We start from the raw sequence: 17756 nt of genomic DNA, 5'->3' as shown, positions 1-17756 counted from the left end.
TGTAGTGGAACAGACTATTGCAGTCTCGTTCCACCACTAGTATAACAAGTGTCAATACGGCATCAACGATTAGTTATCTAATACTGAAACGACTTCGCCCGTTCGGATGTCGACACGCGCAGCAATAGTCTGTTTAACTACTCCTCCATAAGCATTAGTGCCACGAAATGTGGTTTTCACAATGGCGTGCGGGTCTTTATTCAAAACCAAATGATATACCGTTGACACATGTTTATAAGATGAATCATCGTTCATATTATCTTTAATTAGTTTTTCCAATGGACGATAAGAACCATCCCAACCACTAAAATTACTCTGAAATGTATCAAGATTGATTTTATTGTTTAGTGAATTCGGGTCATTTTCATAATCATTAAAGCACCACCCAAGAACATCACCGAGTTTCAACTCATCATCTTTGGTAAAAGTATATTCACTCATGCAGGCATAAAATGCATCTGATGCGGTGACTGGCACTTTCTTAAAATCAATGTAACTATTCACAATATCGTGTCGAGTTTTCTTTGGCTCGTTCCGATATTCCTTGAGTGTTTTTCCACCATATTCGAATGTTTTTTGGACTTGGTGTTCTGCAACGGTTGATGTATCAGTTTTAGCAACTGGCTGGCTTTTTTCTGTTGGATAGAGTATTGAACCAATTATGCTCAATACAAAACCTCCTCCGAGATAAACCGCACTTGCACGTTTACGGTTCGGCATCCGCACCAGTGATGGTTTGATTAACCCGATGAAAAAAGCAACGAAAAAAGCGAGTGATAGAAAAGCGATTACAGTATCCATAGCTATCCTTTTTGCATCATCCACATAAAAAATCGACCTTATGTTAACAACAGGAAGCTTACTTTTGAATATTTGTAAGTTGTTAGCTTTAGCTCTCCGAGCTAACTCCTTTCAACCGTCAAAAACCAGCACCAACGCAGTAAAAATATGACTGTCAACTAACGCCTCGCTTCGCTCGTTGTTCAACCCCGCCAGCCCTGAAAACAAGTTTCACGACTGGCGGCGTTCTCTATCGTCTGCGTGGTGGTGGCATAACTCTGGACTGACCGATATCGTTAAGCCGCCCGTAATTATCCCGGACTATTTCGGCACACCCGACCAGCTCATCGGGCGTCAGATTTTCGTTGACCATAATCTGCTGCAAACGCTGAACAATAGCCATCAGCTTGATATTTTTAGTTTTATGGTGCGGTATCTCACCTGGTATTCTGTGCATTATCCAAGCCACCCGTTTTGCTGTGCACGCTCAATCTGTTCATCTGAATAGTTCCATGCTCCATCCGTGGCAACCATTGCCCCGCCAGACATCCCCGTCTCTGGTTCATACATAACAGCAAGGCCGAGCTGATGCATAATTTCATGATTAATTCTGAATACCAGGCCACGCTCACTAAGTTCTTTCCAGTTCACAATCTCATATGCACCTGTATTAAGCAGCTCAATACTTAGCAAGACATAATCTTCCAGCCAGTCTGACAGGTCAGTAACATCTGTTATCCGGGCTTCAACCTTTCGCCCCGTATACACACCCTGCACCCATTCATGCAAAATCAACGTGTCCCCGCGCTCATAATTACGGTCATTTTTCCGAAACTCTGCGCGTTTCTTTCCTTCCAGCACAAGGTCGAAATATTTTGCGTGCAGCTTTACCTCGTGAATTTTTGCCATAATGTCCACTCCATTACTGTTGAGAATCCCAGCCACTCATCAGCGACCGGATACGTGAATTTTTTCCCGTCATAATTTACGGTTGCTCCACGCGCCAGCGCCTCAAGCTCCCATCGCTGCGGCCTGATACCGTTCTGAGCGAGGTCAACGCGGATACGGGTAAATTGCACTCGTTCCGACCGGGTCAGTCTGGCCGATGGTGCCATTTCATACTGTTTTAACGGGCTTCCGTTTCTCTGCTGACGATTTGGTGTTCTCAGCCCGTGTTTTAATGCGCCCCTGAGCGCCCTCACGACCTCCGGGTCATTCCATTCGATAACACCGTCATCAACCAGATTAAGCACTGCTGCGGCGTGCTCAGAAGGCGTGGGAGCCGGTAATGAAGTATCACCACCGGTGAGCTTTCCACAGTTATTGACAGGACTCCGAGGCGCGGCGATGCCGCTTTTTAAAGTCAAAGGCTCAACGACCGGAACTTTCGGAACAATGCGCCAGTCCGTGGTTCTGGTGATATGAATATGACGCGCGCCGAGATGCGGCGCGTAAATGCCGACCACTCTCTCGACTTCTTCCTCATACTCGTTAACGTCATCCGACGGGCTACGGGCAACCCTGACAGTCTGACAATCGCGCGGGACATTTGCCCCACCCTGCGCGCTGATATACAACGCAAAATCACCACTGTCTGCGGCGGCGCGTGCAGCCTCGACGCGTTCGTCAAACTCATCAGCAATGCTGACGCCACGAGGCAATTTGCGTAGTTCACGGTAAGCCCCCATTGTCGGCAGACCAACCGTTTTAAATTGCGGGATACGCCACGTTGACGCCCATGCGGTAACAGCCGCTGCAGTGTCTTTCAGCGGCCTGCCGGTATCGTTATCGAGCTGACCATCCAGTGCATAGCCGTCGATATTTTTTGAGATGTATTTAGCGATATACCCCGCAGCACCGCCCCGGTTAAGGTGTTTTGCCTGAAAACGGTTTCGCGCGGCTCCTCTTTCGTCGCCATCCTCTTTGAGCGCATAGCGACGCATGATTTCGATAATCTGGTTACGCTGGCGTGGATTACAAAAAAGCATCATATGCCAGTGCGGCGTTCCGTCGTGGTGTGGCTCGACGACTCGCAAACCGTAGACCTGTAAATCATTATCCTTGAATGCCGTGCGCATCAGGCTCCAGATACGGCAGAGATAACGCTGCGCATCCTTTGGATTAAATGCCTCATCGTTCCAGCCGTGATTTAGCTGGACGGTTTTACTTTCGCCTTTTCCGACCTGACGTGTCGGGTGATACTTTGACGGCGCGGTCAGCGTGATAAACATCCCCACATCACCCTCTGCAGCGGCGTAACGCTCAATACCGGCAATGGTATTCATCAGCTCCATCCGGCGAATTTCAGGATTAGAAATACTGCCCATCACCTTACTGATAAGGTCAATGCGCTCGCCGGTTTCCTTATTTTCAAGGTCACACGATTTAAGAAACTCCAGATTTGCCTGGCGGCGTGCACGCACATCACGAATGGCATGTTTACTGGCATAAGGAGAACGGTCTTTATTGACCTCCCCGACAGCAATCAGTAACGCCTCATGCCAGCGCATACGCTGGCCTTTAAGCTGATGAGTCCACCACTCATCGTTAAACAGACGGGCAATGGCAGAATATGCCTGCCTCGTGGTTATCTGTCCTTTACGGTATTTTTTCCAGTAGAGCGGGGAAATATTGAAAGCACGTGCAGCGCCAGCAACATGACCATACAGATGATCCTGCGCCTCATCCGTAAACAGTGATTCTTTTTCGCCATGCGCATCCACCCAGGCATCGCAGAGTTCCTCATACATCATGAAAAGCTGCGATGAAATACGGGCGGCAAACTTTTTCAGCTCCTTGTCATTCATCCCCGGCAGACGCGCATAGTGGTCACGCTCTGCCAGAAACAGCAACGACGCGTCGGTGTTCATTTCATGGCGCTGATTCACGCGCTCAATGCGCGGCCATAAACGATGCTGAAAAGTGGATGTGAGGAAATAAAACCCGTGCACCGGGCTTTTATTGCGCCGGATGTAGTCATAGCGTGAAGTAAACAGCGAGCGCAAAAAATAAGGCAGGCGGTTAATCGTGGATAAAACACCTTGCACCTGACGCATCTCGTCACGTGTAAGAGGTCTTTCGCGCCCGACAGCCTCGCGTGGCGCGTTCCATGCATAAGCACCGGTAAACGTCTTACCGGTGCCTGCGGCAAATGCTGACGGAGGGACAAAACGCCCGGAGGCTTTAACGGCCATATGAGCCAAAAGCCTCTGAACAACGCTTGCTGAGTTGCTCAACCTGCGCGTTTAAATCAGCAAAAGACTTTGCGCTTCCGGTCAGAATATCGTGATGCATCAGGCCGGAAACGAGCTGGCTTAATTTCGGGTAATAACCAACCACCGCCAGCCATTCCTGACCGGCGTTTTTACCGCTTTCCGCTCTCTTTTTCTCGTGGAGAATAAACTGAAAGCTGTCACTGGTAACGACATAACGTTCGCCAATTTCAATACGAATACTCATGCCGTTCTCCGGTAATGTTTGTTTTTTGCTTCAAAGACTGACTGACAGGAAACACAACGCGTGGCTGACGGGTAAGCCGCACGACGGGCAGCAGGTATTGGCGCGTCACACTCTTCGCAAACCAGCGCAGAAGCACCGCAATGTTTTACCCTTGCCGCGTTAATCTGGCGCTCCAGTAATTCAGCCTGTTGTTCCTGAATAAAATCTACGTTGTCCGGCATTATCAGCTCCTTTTATCGTTAAGTTTCCTGGATACATCAGCGCAATAACTGGCGATTTCTGTCGTTAATTTTGTCAGTTCATCCACGGTGGAAATTTGCTTGTGAAATACAGCGCGTTTAACAAGTAAATTGACCACATCAGACAGGAGATTTAATTCACTCTGATAAATCGCGATAACAGATTCAGTTATGTCGCGCTTTTCTTTATCAAGACAAAGTTGAATAAGAGACAAATCGCCATTTTCCATAACGGCGATTTTTAAGGCGTTATTCAGTAATACAATTGAACGAGAACAGGACATCAAAGCACCTCCCCGCGAGACAATCCGATATTGTGAAAATTTTCCGACTCCTGACTGAGCAGCTCGACTATCTCCACGCGGGATAACTCCGCCTTTGTGATTTGGCGAATCATGGCGTCAAGATGAGAAGAAAAGCGCGTCGCTGCGTCGGCCTGTGCTTCGGTTCTGGCCTGTTGCAGCAGTAATGCGTATTTACCGCTCTGATTTTCAGAAACTCTATGCATGACTTTCTCCAGGCAAAAAGAAGTCCCGCACAATTAAGTGCGTTAAAAACTCTGGTTAATTACTTAATGCAGATATTGCTCTGGTTTTACCGACGTCAGAATTGTCGGTGCATACTCAAACAGACTGAATAATTCACGTAATGCACGGAATAAAGCATCACGCCAGTAACATGACTCTTCATTAATTCGCCAGTATGGCTGGTTAAATTCTTTTTCTGTCAATCCGGCATGCATAAATAATGTACGGCGCTGACTGACGGTTAAAAAACTAATATATGCATACTCACTTGCACCAACCTGACGGCGTTTTGAGAATGCCCCACGCAGTTCATCAATTGCACAAACCAGCCGTTCACGTTCGACGTCGTTCATTTCGTCAAAACGCATCGTTGCGTGACGTTGTTTTAACTGCGCATGGAAGCAAACCGTTAACCGTTCGCGTTCCATCATCTGATTATAATAATCACATGTCTCCTGCCAGCGAGGGACGGCCAGATGCTTACCAATTATCCGGCGCATAGTTGCTGGCTGTTTTTCGACGAGATTAAGTGTCATCACTGTCATTTCCAGACCCTCCGGCTTTTCAGAAAGGTCAGAGCCTTCTTTAACGGACTCTGTTTTTTGGTGCGGATAATGATTCCCTTGCGTCCCTTCCCGTGGGTGATGGTGAAGTCAATCGCCCTGGGGCTTTCGTTACGCAATAACTGAGCAATACAACGCGGCTCCTTCATCCTTTCCACCTTAAGCCGCACGGCCATGTCTTGATTTGCTATAACTAATGCGATTTTTCCAGTCGTGCCATTCTGATGGAGCTTCATCGACTAGCTGTGCTGCGTACTTGTCCCACTCACGACGATTAATCCATAACTCAGCATGACCTCCCGGCTTTAATGGGTCTGCCATGTAAAAGGCAGGCAGCTTGCCTGCTTTCGCCATTTCAGCTACAGCGCGAGGCGTCTTACCGATGTAAAGAGCAAAACCCTCTTTCGAGAGTAGATCCGACGGTGCGGCAGCGAGCTTGATGTCACATTTTTTACTTTTTGTGAGATCAGATACTTTTTCTCCAACATCGTTATTCATTTCTGATCCAATACTCATTTTGATATCCTCAACTTTGGTGCCATTCAACCAGAGCTATTTGAAGCCGCTCTGCGTTGTTTTGGCTTGTCGCATGCAACATAAATTACGAGATACGACAATTCATGTCAAATACACAAATCACATCTCAAGCAGAGAAGCTCGCACTTATTAGGGAGTCAGAAAGGATGACAAGGAAGCAAGTCGCTGAATTAACTGGGATTAACTACAACACCTATGCTGGATATGAGCAGGGAAAAGTAAAGATGTCTTTTGACGCAGGTATGAAATTTTTCAAGCCAGAAAGATTTCGCAAGTACCGTGACTGGTTTATGTTTGATGAAACTGATCCCGCTGGCGGACAAATAGCCCCGGCGCTCGCGCACATTGGGCAAGACTCAACAACCTTGCACCACTCAGACCAAAAGACTGGCTGACGATTTATTCAGCATATGTGTGCAGTAAATGTACGATAGAAAATTGCATTAATTTTCAAGTAGTAAAAGTAAACAGCGTCATCGGAGGGCTTTATGTCTATTAAAAAGCTCGATGATGGTCGTTATGAAGTGGACGTCAGACCGCAGGGTGCAGATGGAAAACGTATCAGGCGGAAATTTAAAACTAAAGGTGAAGCTCAGGCATTCGAACGTCATGTGCTGGTTAACTACCACAACAAAGAGTGGTTAGAGAAGCCAGCCGACCGCCGAACTCTTACAGAGTTATTAGGCAGATGGTGGATCTATCACGGAAAATCACATGAGCGTGGAGATATTGAACGAGGGCGTTTAACGACAATAATCGCCAAATTTGCAGAAATGGGAGTGTCCAGAGCAGACCAGCTAACAAAGAAAACGATAACTGATTATCGCGTTGTAATGATGAACGATGGTCTAAAACCAGCCAGCGTAAATCGGCATCTGGCAATAATGAGCGGGATGTTCACCAAGTTAATTGACGCCGGTGAATACCACTCTCACAACCCGTTCCGTGAGGTGAAGCGGTTACGTGAAGCTGTTACGGAAATGGCTTTTTTGTCCAGTGAAGAGATTACGCGGCTGTTATCCATGCTTGATGGCGATGAATTAAATGCAACGCTGGTCTGCCTTTCTACTGGTGGACGCTGGAGTGAAGTGTCTAATTTAAAAGCTGAACACATCATTAACCAGATGGTTACGTTTATGAAAACTAAAAACGGAAAGCGCAGGACAATTCCCGTTTCGCAGGATCTGATTAAACGGATCAAGACCAAAAATTCAGGCAGGCTTTTTAATGCCAGTTACTACAAAGTGCGTAACGCTCTCCGGGAAGTAAAACCCGATTTACCTGACGGACAAGCAGTACATGTTTTGAGGCATACATTTGCCACACATTTTATAATGAATGGAGGTAACATAATCACATTGCAGCGCATCCTGGGTCATTCTAACATTCAGCAAACTATGACCTACGCACACTTTGCACCGGATTTCTTACAAGATGCTGTGACTCTTAACCCGGTGTCAGGAATGTCCATAATGCGTCCATAAACCAGAGTTAACTAGAGCCAATTGAAGCGATATGAGTAATTTAACTAATTGTAATACAACAGAAAATACCGCTGCGGCGGGGGCTACCAAGTCAGTTATTGGTCGCATTCACTCCTTTGAATCCTGTGGAACCGTAGACGGCCCGGGTATTCGCTTTATCACCTTTTTCCAGGGCTGCCTGATGCGCTGCCTGTATTGCCATAACCGCGACACCTGGGACACGCATGGCGGCAAAGAAGTTACCGTTGAAGATTTAATGAAAGAGGTGGTGACCTATCGCCACTTTATGAATGCTTCAGGCGGTGGCGTTACCGCATCCGGCGGTGAAGCAATCCTGCAAGCTGAATTTGTTCGTGACTGGTTCCGCGCCTGCAAAAAAGAAGGCATTCATACCTGCCTGGATACCAACGGTTTTGTTCGTCGTTACGATCCAGTGATTGATGAACTGCTGGAAGTGACCGATCTGGTAATGCTCGATCTCAAACAGATGAACGACGAGATCCACCAGAATCTGGTCGGCGTTTCCAATCATCGTACGCTGGAGTTCGCCAAATATCTAGCGAACAAAAATGTGAAGGTCTGGATCCGCTACGTTGTTGTCCCAGGCTGGTCTGACGATGACGATTCAGCGCATCGCCTCGGTGAATTTACCCGTGATATGGGCAACGTTGAGAAAATCGAGCTTCTTCCCTACCACGAGCTGGGCAAACACAAATGGGTGGCGATGGGTGAAGAATACAAACTTGATGGTGTTAAACCACCGAAGAAAGAGACCATGGAACGCGTGAAAGGTATTCTTGAGCAATATGGTCATAAAGTAATGTTCTAATTTCCCCGTAAAGCGGCAACTTTATTGAGTTGCCGCTTTGTTATTCCTCGCTTCATTCTGCAGAACTAACCACAATGATTAGTCCGTATTCGCTTTACGAGCCAATAGCGGGAATATCAACCCCAACCCCACCAGCACAAATGGTGTAGCGATATTCAGCGCTAGCTGGAAGGTCCACTCTGCAGTGAAGGCTTCCATTTTCGGGAAGATCCCCGTCAAACAGGCAAAAGCAGTAAAGGCAAAACACCAAATCCCGACAGTCATCGCCAGAGACTTATTACGAATAAAGACATATTCCGGTTTATATTTCTGCGCCAGGCGAACTACTGCAATAAACGCCACGAACACCCACAAATAACGCAGTGGCATCACTACTGAGTTCAAATTGAGCAGCCATTTGTAGAGATTATTCATGTCACCAATACCCAGTGTTGGCAGCATAATCAGAATCGCCACCAGCACCAGGGTCAGTAGATAACCATTAACCGGTGTACCTGAATCATTGGTCCGGCACAATCTGGCAGGAATATATTTACTATCCGCATCACCTAATAACACTTTCAGAGGAGCATCGATGGAGAACACCAGAGCGGCGACTTGTCCCAGGGTATTTGCAATGGCGTAAATCACCATTAGGGTATTCCCCATGTTGTAATACTCGCCCAGCTTCTGAAAAGCGTAATACTGACCGTTAGTCATTAAGTCATCAGGAATATTACGCGAGTCAAACATCATCCCCATTGCGAGAGAGCCCAGAATGGCACAAACCGCAACCATCACCGCCAGGCATAGCATCCCTTTTGGAAATTCTTTTCCTGGGTTGCGCGTTTGATTAACGTAGGGAGAAATCTTCTCTGCACCGCCAACCGCGAAAACCAGCATTGAAATAGTGGTAATGTAGGTAAAATCGATATGGGGAATGAACGTTTCCCAGGTAATGTTCGTGGTCGCAATATGCACTTCAGTAATCGCAGGCGCGGTTACTGCCATCGCCACATACAGGAGCGACATGATAAACATCGCAATCCCTGCCACAGAACCGACGATTTTCAGCGATTTCATACCACGTGAAGCGATCCACATAAAGAAGACAAACAGCACCAGCGTTAACCCCTGTAACGCTACGACTGAATATTCTTTGATTAACGAACCGTCACCTTTCATCGCCCAGCCGAGCGCAATCAGAATGGCCTGTGGTTTTTGTGCCAGATAGGGTATATGCACCACCCAATAGGTCCACGCGGCAAGATAAGCCAATCCGGGGCCCATTGTGTGTTTAATCCAGGTACTGACTCCGCCTTTCCCATCTTTAAAAGTCGACCCCAACTGACCGACAATCAATGCATATGGTGTAAAATAGAGCGCAAATATAAACAGCCATGAAAAAACAACGACCAACCCCTGGTTGGCATAATTATTAACAACATTGCCAAATCCCCAAACCGTAATAAAAGACATCAGTGCAATGTTGTACCAGCGCAACTGTTTTTCCTGAACGTTCCCAGCCATAGACCGATCCTTCGCTATTTTTTTAATAGATATCTGTAAAACGAGGGATTATGCGCAGCTAATAAGAAGTACGAAAATAGCGGAACGAAAAATTATAACCTGCTGCACACTTTATTTTTCCATAAATGAAATTTGGTAAAAGCAAGTTGTATGGAGGAAACAAAAAAACAGAGTGTGATACAGCATGTTCACACTCTACACTAATTCATTTACACATGAGCGACAGGTTTGGGTGTATGACCGGCGTTACGCAGCAGCATCAACAAGTAGATAAATGACACACTGGCAATCATAATAAATAACAGTTTATCGGAAAAATTCTGCATCAGTATGGCGGTAAAAGACGGACCAAGCAGACTACCGACTGTATAACTCAACAGTAAAGCCTGATTCATCGCCACCAGTTGATGATGTTCAACCTTCTCACAAGCCCAGGCCATCGCTACTGGATACAGCGTGAACCCCGCAGCACCGAGAATAAACAATGAAGGCGCCATCGCAGCCTGGCTTAACATTGCAATACTACCAAGAATGACAACAAAAACCTGAACGCGCAGTACCAGTAGACGACCAAATTTATCCGCCAGACGCCCAATAGGCCACTGCCCAAGGATTCCTGCGCTGACCAGTACAGCCATCCAGAAACCGATGCTGGCGTTATTGATCCCCTGATGGTTAAGATACAATGGCATCAGACCATACAGAGAGCCCAGGACAATCCCGGAGATAATACAGCCATTGACCCCAAGCCGTGCCTGGCGGAGTTTAAGCATTGATGTAATCGGCGTAGCCGGATGTTTTTCCGTTTGCTGATTCAGAATACGAGTAAACAACAACGGTAAGATGCCTGCCAGTATCAAACCCGTTGCCCACGGTAACACGGCCATCAGCTCAGTCGACACTTTGCTGACCAGTAACTGGCCTAAAAACGTCCCCACGTAATAAACCATCATATACGCAGCAAGCAGCCGCCCACGGTTACGGGACGTCCCACTGCACATCAGCGCGCTTTCAACCACGACCCAAATCATTGCGCAACCAACGCCTGCAACGAAACGCCAGGCAAGCCAGCTCCAGAAGCCAATCATAAGGCCAAGCCCGGCACATCCAGCCGCAAAAATAAACGACGCCAGATAGTAACTACGATTAAACCCAAATCGTTTAATGACATACCCTGTTAGCAGGGTACCAACGAGGTTACCTGTAAAATATGACGAGCTGACAACGCCGACCTGCCATGTGGGCAAGTGTTCCTGAGCGAGCCATAGAGGCACGAGCGTATTCAGCACCGCAATCGCCAAAGTCAACAAAAGCAGGCCAGACAGCAAGAGCATGACAGGCCGGGTATACGTGGACATGAATTAAAACCGTGAGGAAGTTCAAATTTCATGCGCATCATGCCACCAACCAAAACATTGTCAATGGGGGGAAAATACGTACATAACGCAGCGGCTGTATTATCGATTTATATTACTCATTCATAACACTAATAACGAAAAGATAATCAGTCTCATCTAATTGTTTTTATTGATCTAACATAAAGTTCATATGGTTAGTTCAGTCGAAAAATTTCATGGTCACAGCAAACCTGAATTTCCCGTCTATGCTTTCAGGGCAACGCATCGCGTCTGAACGCTTTCAGGCGTACCACTGACTCTCAAAAGGAGAAGAGAATGACCAAACCGTATGTTCGTCTCGATAAAAATGATGCTGCTGTTTTGTTAGTTGATCACCAGGCTGGTTTGCTTTCCCTTGTGCGGGATATTGACCCCGACAAATTCAAAAATAACGTGCTGGCGCTGGGTGACTTAGCAAAATATTTCAATCTCCCCACCATTCTCACCACCAGTTTTGAAACCGGCCCTAACGGCCCATTAGTCCCCGAGCTGAAAGCACAGTTTCCGGATGCGCCTTATATTGCGCGTCCTGGAAATATTAACGCCTGGGATAACGAAGATTTTGTCAAAGCAGTTAAAGCGACAGGTAAAAAACAACTGATTATTGCAGGGGTGGTAACCGAGGTTTGCGTAGCATTCCCAGCGCTTTCGGCTATTGAAGAAGGGTTTGATGTCTTTGTGGTAACCGACGCTTCTGGAACCTTTAACGAGATTACCCGGCATTCAGCGTGGGATCGTATGTCACAAGCTGGCGCTCAATTGATGACATGGTTCGGCGTGGCTTGTGAACTGCACCGCGACTGGCGTAATGATATTGAGGGACTGGCAACGTTGTTCTCTAATCACATTCCTGATTATCGTAATTTGATGACCAGTTATGACACATTAACGAAACAGAAATAAGAGATACCCGGGGCCGAAACCCCGGTTATTACACCTTAACTGGCAACGGCCATGCCAACGGTCATATGCAAACCGTAGAATACCCCGCGGCCGATTAATTCCCCTGCGAGAAGCAGGATGAATGATACGGAAAGCAGAGGCACCGCAGGCTGAAAGCCTTTCACCTGCGGTGCAATCCACAAGCACAGTGCCACGGCCAAAAGCACAATCCGCCAGGACATCAGCGCACCATAGTCCGGCACCAGTGCGGCAGCCTGTTGCACTGAACTATGAATGGTCGCCAGTTCTGCGCCCTGCATTACTGACATCACGCCACTCACCACCAGTGCCAACACGGAAATTGCAGGCAGCAGACGCATCGCCCAGCCATCAACGCCAGCAAGACTCAGCAACAGGTAACCCAGCAACGGGCCGCCCATAAACATGGTCAGGAAGAAGCCCATCGGCGTCCAGATGCTGTACCAGGTCGGTACGGTATCGATGCTGTTATAGACACGCACCATCATCCAGACAAAGACCACGCCGAGAACCATCGTCACCACCAGCCAAAGCGTGCGTAATGCCGGTGACAATTTTTTCAGCATCGCCAACAACCAGCCGATGCCACCTACGGCAAAAAAGATCGAACCGCTGGCGATTTCGTTACTCAGTGCTGAAGCCCCTACCCGGTTAAGCGAGTTAAAGGCGCGCATTGGTGAGCCAAGATGGAGCATAGAGGCGATAAACCCAATGCCCATCAGAACCCATAAGCCAAACATGCAGGCGATAACACGCTGCTGGGCTTCTGCTCGCAGGTCACCTTTAAGCAGTGCCAAAGCCAGAACGATAAAACCGCCCGCCACACATTGCCCAAAGACCGTGAAGATCATCAGCGGCCATTCATGCCATCCACTTCCCATCTCACACCTCCTTCGGGTTTGCCAGATAGCCAGTGGTATCCCCGGTTGGGCGGCTATTGGCGTTAGGTTTGATCACAATATTCGGTTTGGTGAAGTGCGCACGCGGCAACGGCGCAACAGCCGCCAGATCGCCGTGTTTTTTACGCAGCTCGTCGATAGGTCCGAAATCCAGCGCCCGTAGCGGGCAAGATTCGACGCAGATCGGTTTTTTACCTTCTGCGACGCGGTCATAGCAACCATCACATTTGGTCATATGACCTTTGGTTGCGTTGTACTGCGGTGCGCCATACGGGCAGGCCATATGGCAGTAACGACAGCCAATACACACATCTTCATCGACAACGACAAAACCATCTTCACGTTTATGCATCGCACCGCTTGGGCAGACTTTGGTACAAGCCGGATCTTCGCAGTGGTTGCATGAAATCGACAAATAGTAGGCAAATACGTTTTGATGCCAGACGCCGTTATCTTCCTGCCAGTCTCCACCAGCATATTCATAAATGCGGCGGAAACTAACTTCCGGCGTCAGATCTTTGTAGTCTTTACAGGCCAGCTCGCAGGTTTTGCAACCGGTGCAACGGCTGGAATCAATAAAAAATCCATACTGGGTTGTCATCGGTTACTCCTTACACCTTTTCAACCTGAACAAGGTTCGTATGTGATGGATTCCCCTTGGCAAGAGGAGACGGACGTTGAGTGGTCAGTACGTTAATACAACCGCCCTTATCGACACGTTTCGCATCCGGGTCATACCAGGCACCTTCGCCCAATGCGACCACGCCCGGCATCATTCGTGGCGTCACTTTCGCCTCAATATGGACTTCACCACGATCGTTAAAGATCCGCACCTTATCGCCGTTGCTGATACCACGTTTTTGCGCATCAAGTGGGTTGATCCACATTTCCTGACGGCAAGCTGCTTTCAGCACGTCTACGTTACCGTAAGTCGAGTGAACACGAGATTTGTAATGGAACCCCGTAAGCTGCAGCGGATACTGTTTGTTGAGCGGATCCTGATAACTTTCAAAGCCCGGTGTATAGATCGGTAGCGGATCGATCACATCGCCTTCCGGCAATTCCCAGGTGGCAGCAATGTCAGCCAACGCCTGTGAATAGATCTCAATTTTGCCCGATGGCGTGGTCAATGGATTAGCCTGCGGATCTTCACGGAAGGCTTTGTAAGCAACGTGATGCCCTTGCGGATCGCGCTTTTTAAAGATCCCCTGTTTGCGGAACTCTTCAAATGTTGGCAGTTCCGGAATCGCTTCGCGCGACTGGGCATACAGGTGGCGCATCCACTCTTCCTGGGTACGACCTTCAGTAAACTGTTGCTCGACGCCAAGACGTTTTGCCAGTTCGCTGGTCATCTCATAGATAGTCTTACATTCAAATCGCGGTTTAATGACCTGGTCGTTGAAAATGACGTAAGACATATTCCCGCAGGATGCATCCAGCGCAAAGTCCATCTGTTCGGAGGCAGTGCAGTCCGGCAGCAGGATGTCAGCATATTTTGCCGATGAGGTCATGTGGCAGTCGATAACCACAATCAGCTCACACTTCTTATCATCCTGGAGGATTTCATGGGTACGGTTGATTTCCGAATGCTGGTTAATCAGGCAGTTACCGGCATAGTTCCAGATCATCTTGATCGGAACATCCAGCTTATCTTTCCCGCGCACACCATCACGCAGTGCCGTCATTTCCGGGCCACGCTCAATGGCATCGGTCCACATAAACATGGAAATGCTGGTCTGAATCGGGTTTTCCAGAGTAGGCATCCGCACAAACGGTAAGCTGTATGAACCTTCTCGCGCACCGCTGTTACCACCGTTAATACCGACATTCCCGGTGAGGATTGCCAGCATCGAAATGGCACGCGTGGCGATTTCGCCATTGGCATGGCGCTGCGGCCCCCACCCCTGGCTGATAAATGCCGGTTTGGTGCTACCGATTTCACGAGCAAGTTTGATGATTTTATCTGCCGGGATACCGGTAATTTGCGAGGCCCATTCCGGTGTTTTGGCAACACCGTCTGGCCCGTCACCCAGAATATACGCTTTGTAGTGACCATTTTTCGGCGCGCTGGCAGGCAACGTTTTTTCGTCGTAGCCGACACAATATTTGTCGAGGAATTCCTGATCAACCAGGTTTTCGGTGATCATGACATACGCCAGACCGTTAACCAGTGCCGCATCTGTTCCCGGACGAATCGGGATCCATTCATCTTCGCGTCCGGCGCCCGTATCGGTATAGCGCGGATCGATAATGATCATACGTGCATTTGATTTTTGCCGCGCCTGCTCCAGGTAATAAGTCACCCCGCCGCCGCTCATACGCGTCTCGCCAGGGTTGTTACCAAACAGCACCACCAGTTTACTGTTTTCGATATCTGACGGACTGTTGCCATCGGCCCAGCCGCCATAGGTATAGTTCAAACCTTCGGCTATTTGCGCCGAGGAGTAGTCACCATAATGGTTCAGATAACCGCCGCAGCAGTTCATCAAACGCGCTACCAGAGTATTTCCCGGCGGCCAAGAACGGGTCATGGTGCCGCCCAGCGTACCGGTACCATAGTTCAGATAGATGGATTCGTTACCGTACTCTTTTATCAGGCGCTGCATATTCGTGGCGATGATATCGTAGGCTTCTTCCCAACTAATACGCTCAAACTTACCTTCGCCACGAGCACCTACTCGTTTCATCGGATATTTCAGGCGGTCGGGATTGTAAACGCGGCGACGCATAGAACGCCCACGCAGGCACGCGCGCACCTGGTGCAGTCCTTCGTAATTGTCATCCCCGGTATTATCCGTTTCGACATATTTGATTTCGCCGTCCACTACATGCATACGCAGTGGACAGCGGCTGCCACAGTTAACAGTACAGGCGCTCCATATCACCTTTTCGTCTGAATTTGCCGGAGCGACACTATTAGCAGCGTGCGCAATCCGGCTAAAGGGTAATGTTAAAGCGCTGCTGGCCATCGCCAGGCCGCCGATCGCTGTCGTTTTTACCAAACCACGGCGACTCACCTCAGCAGCCAATACCGCATCAGGAATTTTCGTTTTCATAATGGCTCACTCAAGCTTGCTTACGATTGATTCCAGTAACAAACCGTCTTATGTAATTATTTTCATAGCGGCACGCTATATAGGTTTGTATACATCGAATAATTTGAAAATCAACGGGATAGGTAGATTTTCACTCGAAAGTAGTATTGCGCTTAAGTCAGCTGTAATTATTGTTTGGTATCAAAGGGAGATAAAAAAAGCGCCCGCAGGCGCTTTTTAGATTCAGAATAGTTGGATATTAGCCGATATATTCCAGTCCGTTCATATACGGGCGCAGAACTTCTGGTACTTCAATACGACCATCAGCCTGCTGATAGTTTTCCATTACCGCAACCAGCGTACGACCAACAGCCAGACCAGAACCGTTCAGGGTATGAACCAGACGGGTTTTCTTGTCAGACTTACTGCGGCAACGTGCCTGCATACGACGCGCCTGGAAATCCCAGACGTTGGAGCAGGAAGAGATCTCGCGGTAGGTATTCTGCGCCGGGATCCATACTTCCAGGTCGTAAGTTTTGCAAGCGCCAAAGCCCATGTCGCCAGTGCAAAGGATGATTTTGCGGTACGGCAGGCCCAGCAGTTGCAGGACTTTCTCCGCATGACCAGTCATCTCTTCAAGTGCCGCCATTGAATCTTCCGGACGCACGATCTGAACCATTTCAACTTTGTCGAACTGGTGCATACGAATCAGACCACGGGTATCACGACCATAAGAACCGGCTTCAGAACGGAAGCATGGGGTATGAGCGGTCATTTTGATCGGCAGATCATCTTCATCGATGATTTCACCGCGAACCAGGTTGGTCAGCGGAACTTCTGCAGTTGGGATCAGCGCGTAGTTACTGGTATCAGCTTCTTCTTCCAGCGGACGAGTATGGAACAGATCGCCAGCAAACTTCGGCAACTGGCCCGTACCGTACAGCGTATCCTGGTTAACCAGGTACGGGACATAGTTTTCGCTATAGCCATGCTGCTCGGTGTGCAGGTCCAGCATAAACTGCGACAGTGCGCGGTGCATGCGAGCGATCTGCCCTTTCATCACCACAAAGCGCGAACCTGTCAGCTTAACCGCTGCCGCAAAGTCGAGGCCGGAGTGCATTTCACCCAGCGTCACGTGGTCACGAACTTCGAAGTCAAATTCACGCGGGGTACCCCAGCGGCTGACTTCAACGTTGTCATTTTCATCTTTACCAACCGGCACTTCATCTGCAGGCAGGTTAGGGATTGTCAGCGCGATATCGCGAATTTCAGCCTGTAAAGCATCCAGCTCGGCTTTTGCTGCATCCAGCTCTTCGCCCAGTTTGTTCACTTCCAGACGTAAAGGCTCGATATCTTCCCCGCGCGCTTTCGCCTGGCCGATGGATTTCGATCGAGAGTTACGCTCTGCTTGCAGGTTTTCCGTTTTGACCTGCAATACTTTACGACGCTCTTCAAGAGCGCCCAGCTTATCTACATCCAGCTTAAAGCCCCGGCGTGCCAGTTTTTCAGCGACTGCGTCTGGCTCATTACGCAGCAGATTGGGATCGAGCATGCTTATCCTGTGCTTATCGAATTAA

General features: G+C 48.5%; 20 protein-coding genes. 4 read left to right on the top strand and 16 right to left on the bottom strand.

From position 1 onward, the window contains the following. Positions 1-69 precede the first annotated feature (69 nt). From D9741_RS11390 to D9741_RS11345, 10 genes are all read right to left on the bottom strand, one after another. Positions 70-801, bottom strand: coding sequence for a hypothetical protein (locus tag D9741_RS11390; protein WP_130215705.1), 732 nt, complete (start codon positions 799-801; stop codon positions 70-72). Between the two features lie 229 nt (positions 802-1030). Then, positions 1031-1237 carry a hypothetical protein gene (locus D9741_RS11385; RefSeq protein ID WP_130215703.1) on the bottom strand — a complete coding sequence of 69 codons (207 nt, stop codon included), beginning with the start codon at positions 1235-1237 and terminating at the stop codon, positions 1031-1033. Next, positions 1237-1689 carry a DUF3850 domain-containing protein gene (locus D9741_RS11380; protein ID WP_130215701.1) on the bottom strand — a complete coding sequence of 151 codons (453 nt, stop codon included), beginning with the start codon at positions 1687-1689 and terminating at the stop codon, positions 1237-1239. Before D9741_RS11380 ends, D9741_RS11385 begins: the two co-directional genes overlap by 1 nt. Then, positions 1668-3974 (bottom strand): replication endonuclease, encoded by a 2307-nt coding sequence (locus D9741_RS11375; RefSeq protein ID WP_130215699.1) that lies wholly within the window; start codon positions 3972-3974, stop codon positions 1668-1670. The genes D9741_RS11380 and D9741_RS11375 overlap by 22 nt, the downstream gene beginning before the upstream one ends. Next, positions 3964-4239 carry a DUF5405 family protein gene (locus D9741_RS11370; protein WP_000027664.1) on the bottom strand — a complete coding sequence of 92 codons (276 nt, stop codon included), beginning with the start codon at positions 4237-4239 and terminating at the stop codon, positions 3964-3966. Before D9741_RS11370 ends, D9741_RS11375 begins: the two co-directional genes overlap by 11 nt. Then, positions 4236-4460, bottom strand: coding sequence for a TraR/DksA C4-type zinc finger protein (locus tag D9741_RS11365; protein WP_001113264.1), 225 nt, complete (start codon positions 4458-4460; stop codon positions 4236-4238). Before D9741_RS11365 ends, D9741_RS11370 begins: the two co-directional genes overlap by 4 nt. 2 nt (positions 4461-4462) lie before the next feature. After that, positions 4463-4762: a DUF5405 family protein gene (locus D9741_RS11360; RefSeq protein ID WP_130215697.1), complete on the bottom strand. Its 300-nt coding sequence runs from the start codon at positions 4760-4762 to the stop codon at positions 4463-4465. Then, positions 4762-4986 (bottom strand): DUF2732 family protein, encoded by a 225-nt coding sequence (locus tag D9741_RS11355; RefSeq protein ID WP_130215695.1) that lies wholly within the window; start codon positions 4984-4986, stop codon positions 4762-4764. The genes D9741_RS11360 and D9741_RS11355 overlap by 1 nt, the downstream gene beginning before the upstream one ends. A 63-nt stretch (positions 4987-5049) precedes the next feature. After that, positions 5050-5550 (bottom strand): replication protein B, encoded by a 501-nt coding sequence (locus D9741_RS11350; protein WP_130215693.1) that lies wholly within the window; start codon positions 5548-5550, stop codon positions 5050-5052. 177 nt (positions 5551-5727) lie between these two features. After that, on the bottom strand, positions 5728-6084 hold the full coding sequence (locus D9741_RS11345) for a Cox family DNA-binding protein (protein ID WP_001576635.1): 357 nt from the start codon (positions 6082-6084) through the stop codon (positions 5728-5730). A gap of 104 nt (positions 6085-6188) precedes the next feature. On the opposite strand from D9741_RS11345, the gene D9741_RS11340 reads away from it, so the two are divergent. The 3 genes from D9741_RS11340 to pflA all read left to right on the top strand — a co-directional run bounded on the left by D9741_RS11340 (position 6189) and on the right by pflA (position 8418). Then, entirely contained in the window at positions 6189-6500 is a 312-nt protein-coding gene (locus tag D9741_RS11340; RefSeq protein ID WP_000072552.1) for a helix-turn-helix transcriptional regulator, read from the top strand. A gap of 93 nt (positions 6501-6593) precedes the next feature. Beyond that, positions 6594-7589 (top strand): tyrosine-type recombinase/integrase, encoded by a 996-nt coding sequence (locus tag D9741_RS11335; protein ID WP_000023391.1) that lies wholly within the window; start codon positions 6594-6596, stop codon positions 7587-7589. Between the two features lie 31 nt (positions 7590-7620). Continuing rightward, positions 7621-8418, top strand: a complete 798-nt coding sequence (gene pflA / locus D9741_RS11330) for a pyruvate formate lyase 1-activating protein (RefSeq protein ID WP_000067977.1) — start codon at positions 7621-7623, stop codon at positions 8416-8418. 78 nt (positions 8419-8496) lie between these two features. On the opposite strand, the gene D9741_RS11325 is transcribed toward pflA, so the two are convergent. Then, positions 8497-9927: an amino acid permease gene (locus D9741_RS11325; protein ID WP_130215691.1), complete on the bottom strand. Its 1431-nt coding sequence runs from the start codon at positions 9925-9927 to the stop codon at positions 8497-8499. A gap of 209 nt (positions 9928-10136) precedes the next feature. Beyond that, complete coding sequence (locus D9741_RS11320) at positions 10137-11285, bottom strand: MFS transporter (protein ID WP_130215689.1); 1149 nt, start codon at positions 11283-11285, stop codon at positions 10137-10139. A 315-nt stretch (positions 11286-11600) separates the two neighbouring features. Between D9741_RS11320 and ycaC the strand changes: the two genes are divergently transcribed. Then, positions 11601-12227, top strand: coding sequence for an isochorismate family cysteine hydrolase YcaC (gene ycaC, locus D9741_RS11315; RefSeq protein ID WP_012133028.1), 627 nt, complete (start codon positions 11601-11603; stop codon positions 12225-12227). A 35-nt stretch (positions 12228-12262) separates the two neighbouring features. Here ycaC and dmsC read toward each other — a convergent pair whose 3' ends face one another. The 4 genes from dmsC to serS form a co-directional block, all read right to left on the bottom strand. After that, on the bottom strand, positions 12263-13126 hold the full coding sequence (gene dmsC, locus D9741_RS11310; RefSeq protein WP_130205291.1) for a dimethyl sulfoxide reductase anchor subunit DmsC: 864 nt from the start codon (positions 13124-13126) through the stop codon (positions 12263-12265). Position 13127: 1 nt separating this feature from the next. Continuing rightward, on the bottom strand, positions 13128-13745 hold the full coding sequence (gene dmsB / locus D9741_RS11305) for a dimethylsulfoxide reductase iron-sulfur subunit DmsB (protein WP_000213094.1): 618 nt from the start codon (positions 13743-13745) through the stop codon (positions 13128-13130). Positions 13746-13755: 10 nt separating this feature from the next. Continuing rightward, positions 13756-16200 carry a dimethylsulfoxide reductase subunit A gene (gene dmsA / locus D9741_RS11300; protein WP_130215687.1) on the bottom strand — a complete coding sequence of 815 codons (2445 nt, stop codon included), beginning with the start codon at positions 16198-16200 and terminating at the stop codon, positions 13756-13758. A gap of 238 nt (positions 16201-16438) precedes the next feature. Continuing rightward, a complete protein-coding gene (gene serS, locus D9741_RS11295) occupies positions 16439-17731 on the bottom strand; it encodes a serine--tRNA ligase (protein ID WP_000886683.1) in 1293 nt (430 codons plus the stop codon). Between the last annotated feature and the right edge of the window lie 25 nt (positions 17732-17756).

Origin of the sequence: Escherichia sp. E14V7 (genome assembly GCF_004212225.1) — a bacterium.
Classification (GTDB): domain Bacteria; phylum Pseudomonadota; class Gammaproteobacteria; order Enterobacterales; family Enterobacteriaceae; genus Escherichia.
Note: the sequence above shows the minus strand (reverse complement) of the source record. Positions and strands in the feature narration are given on the sequence as shown.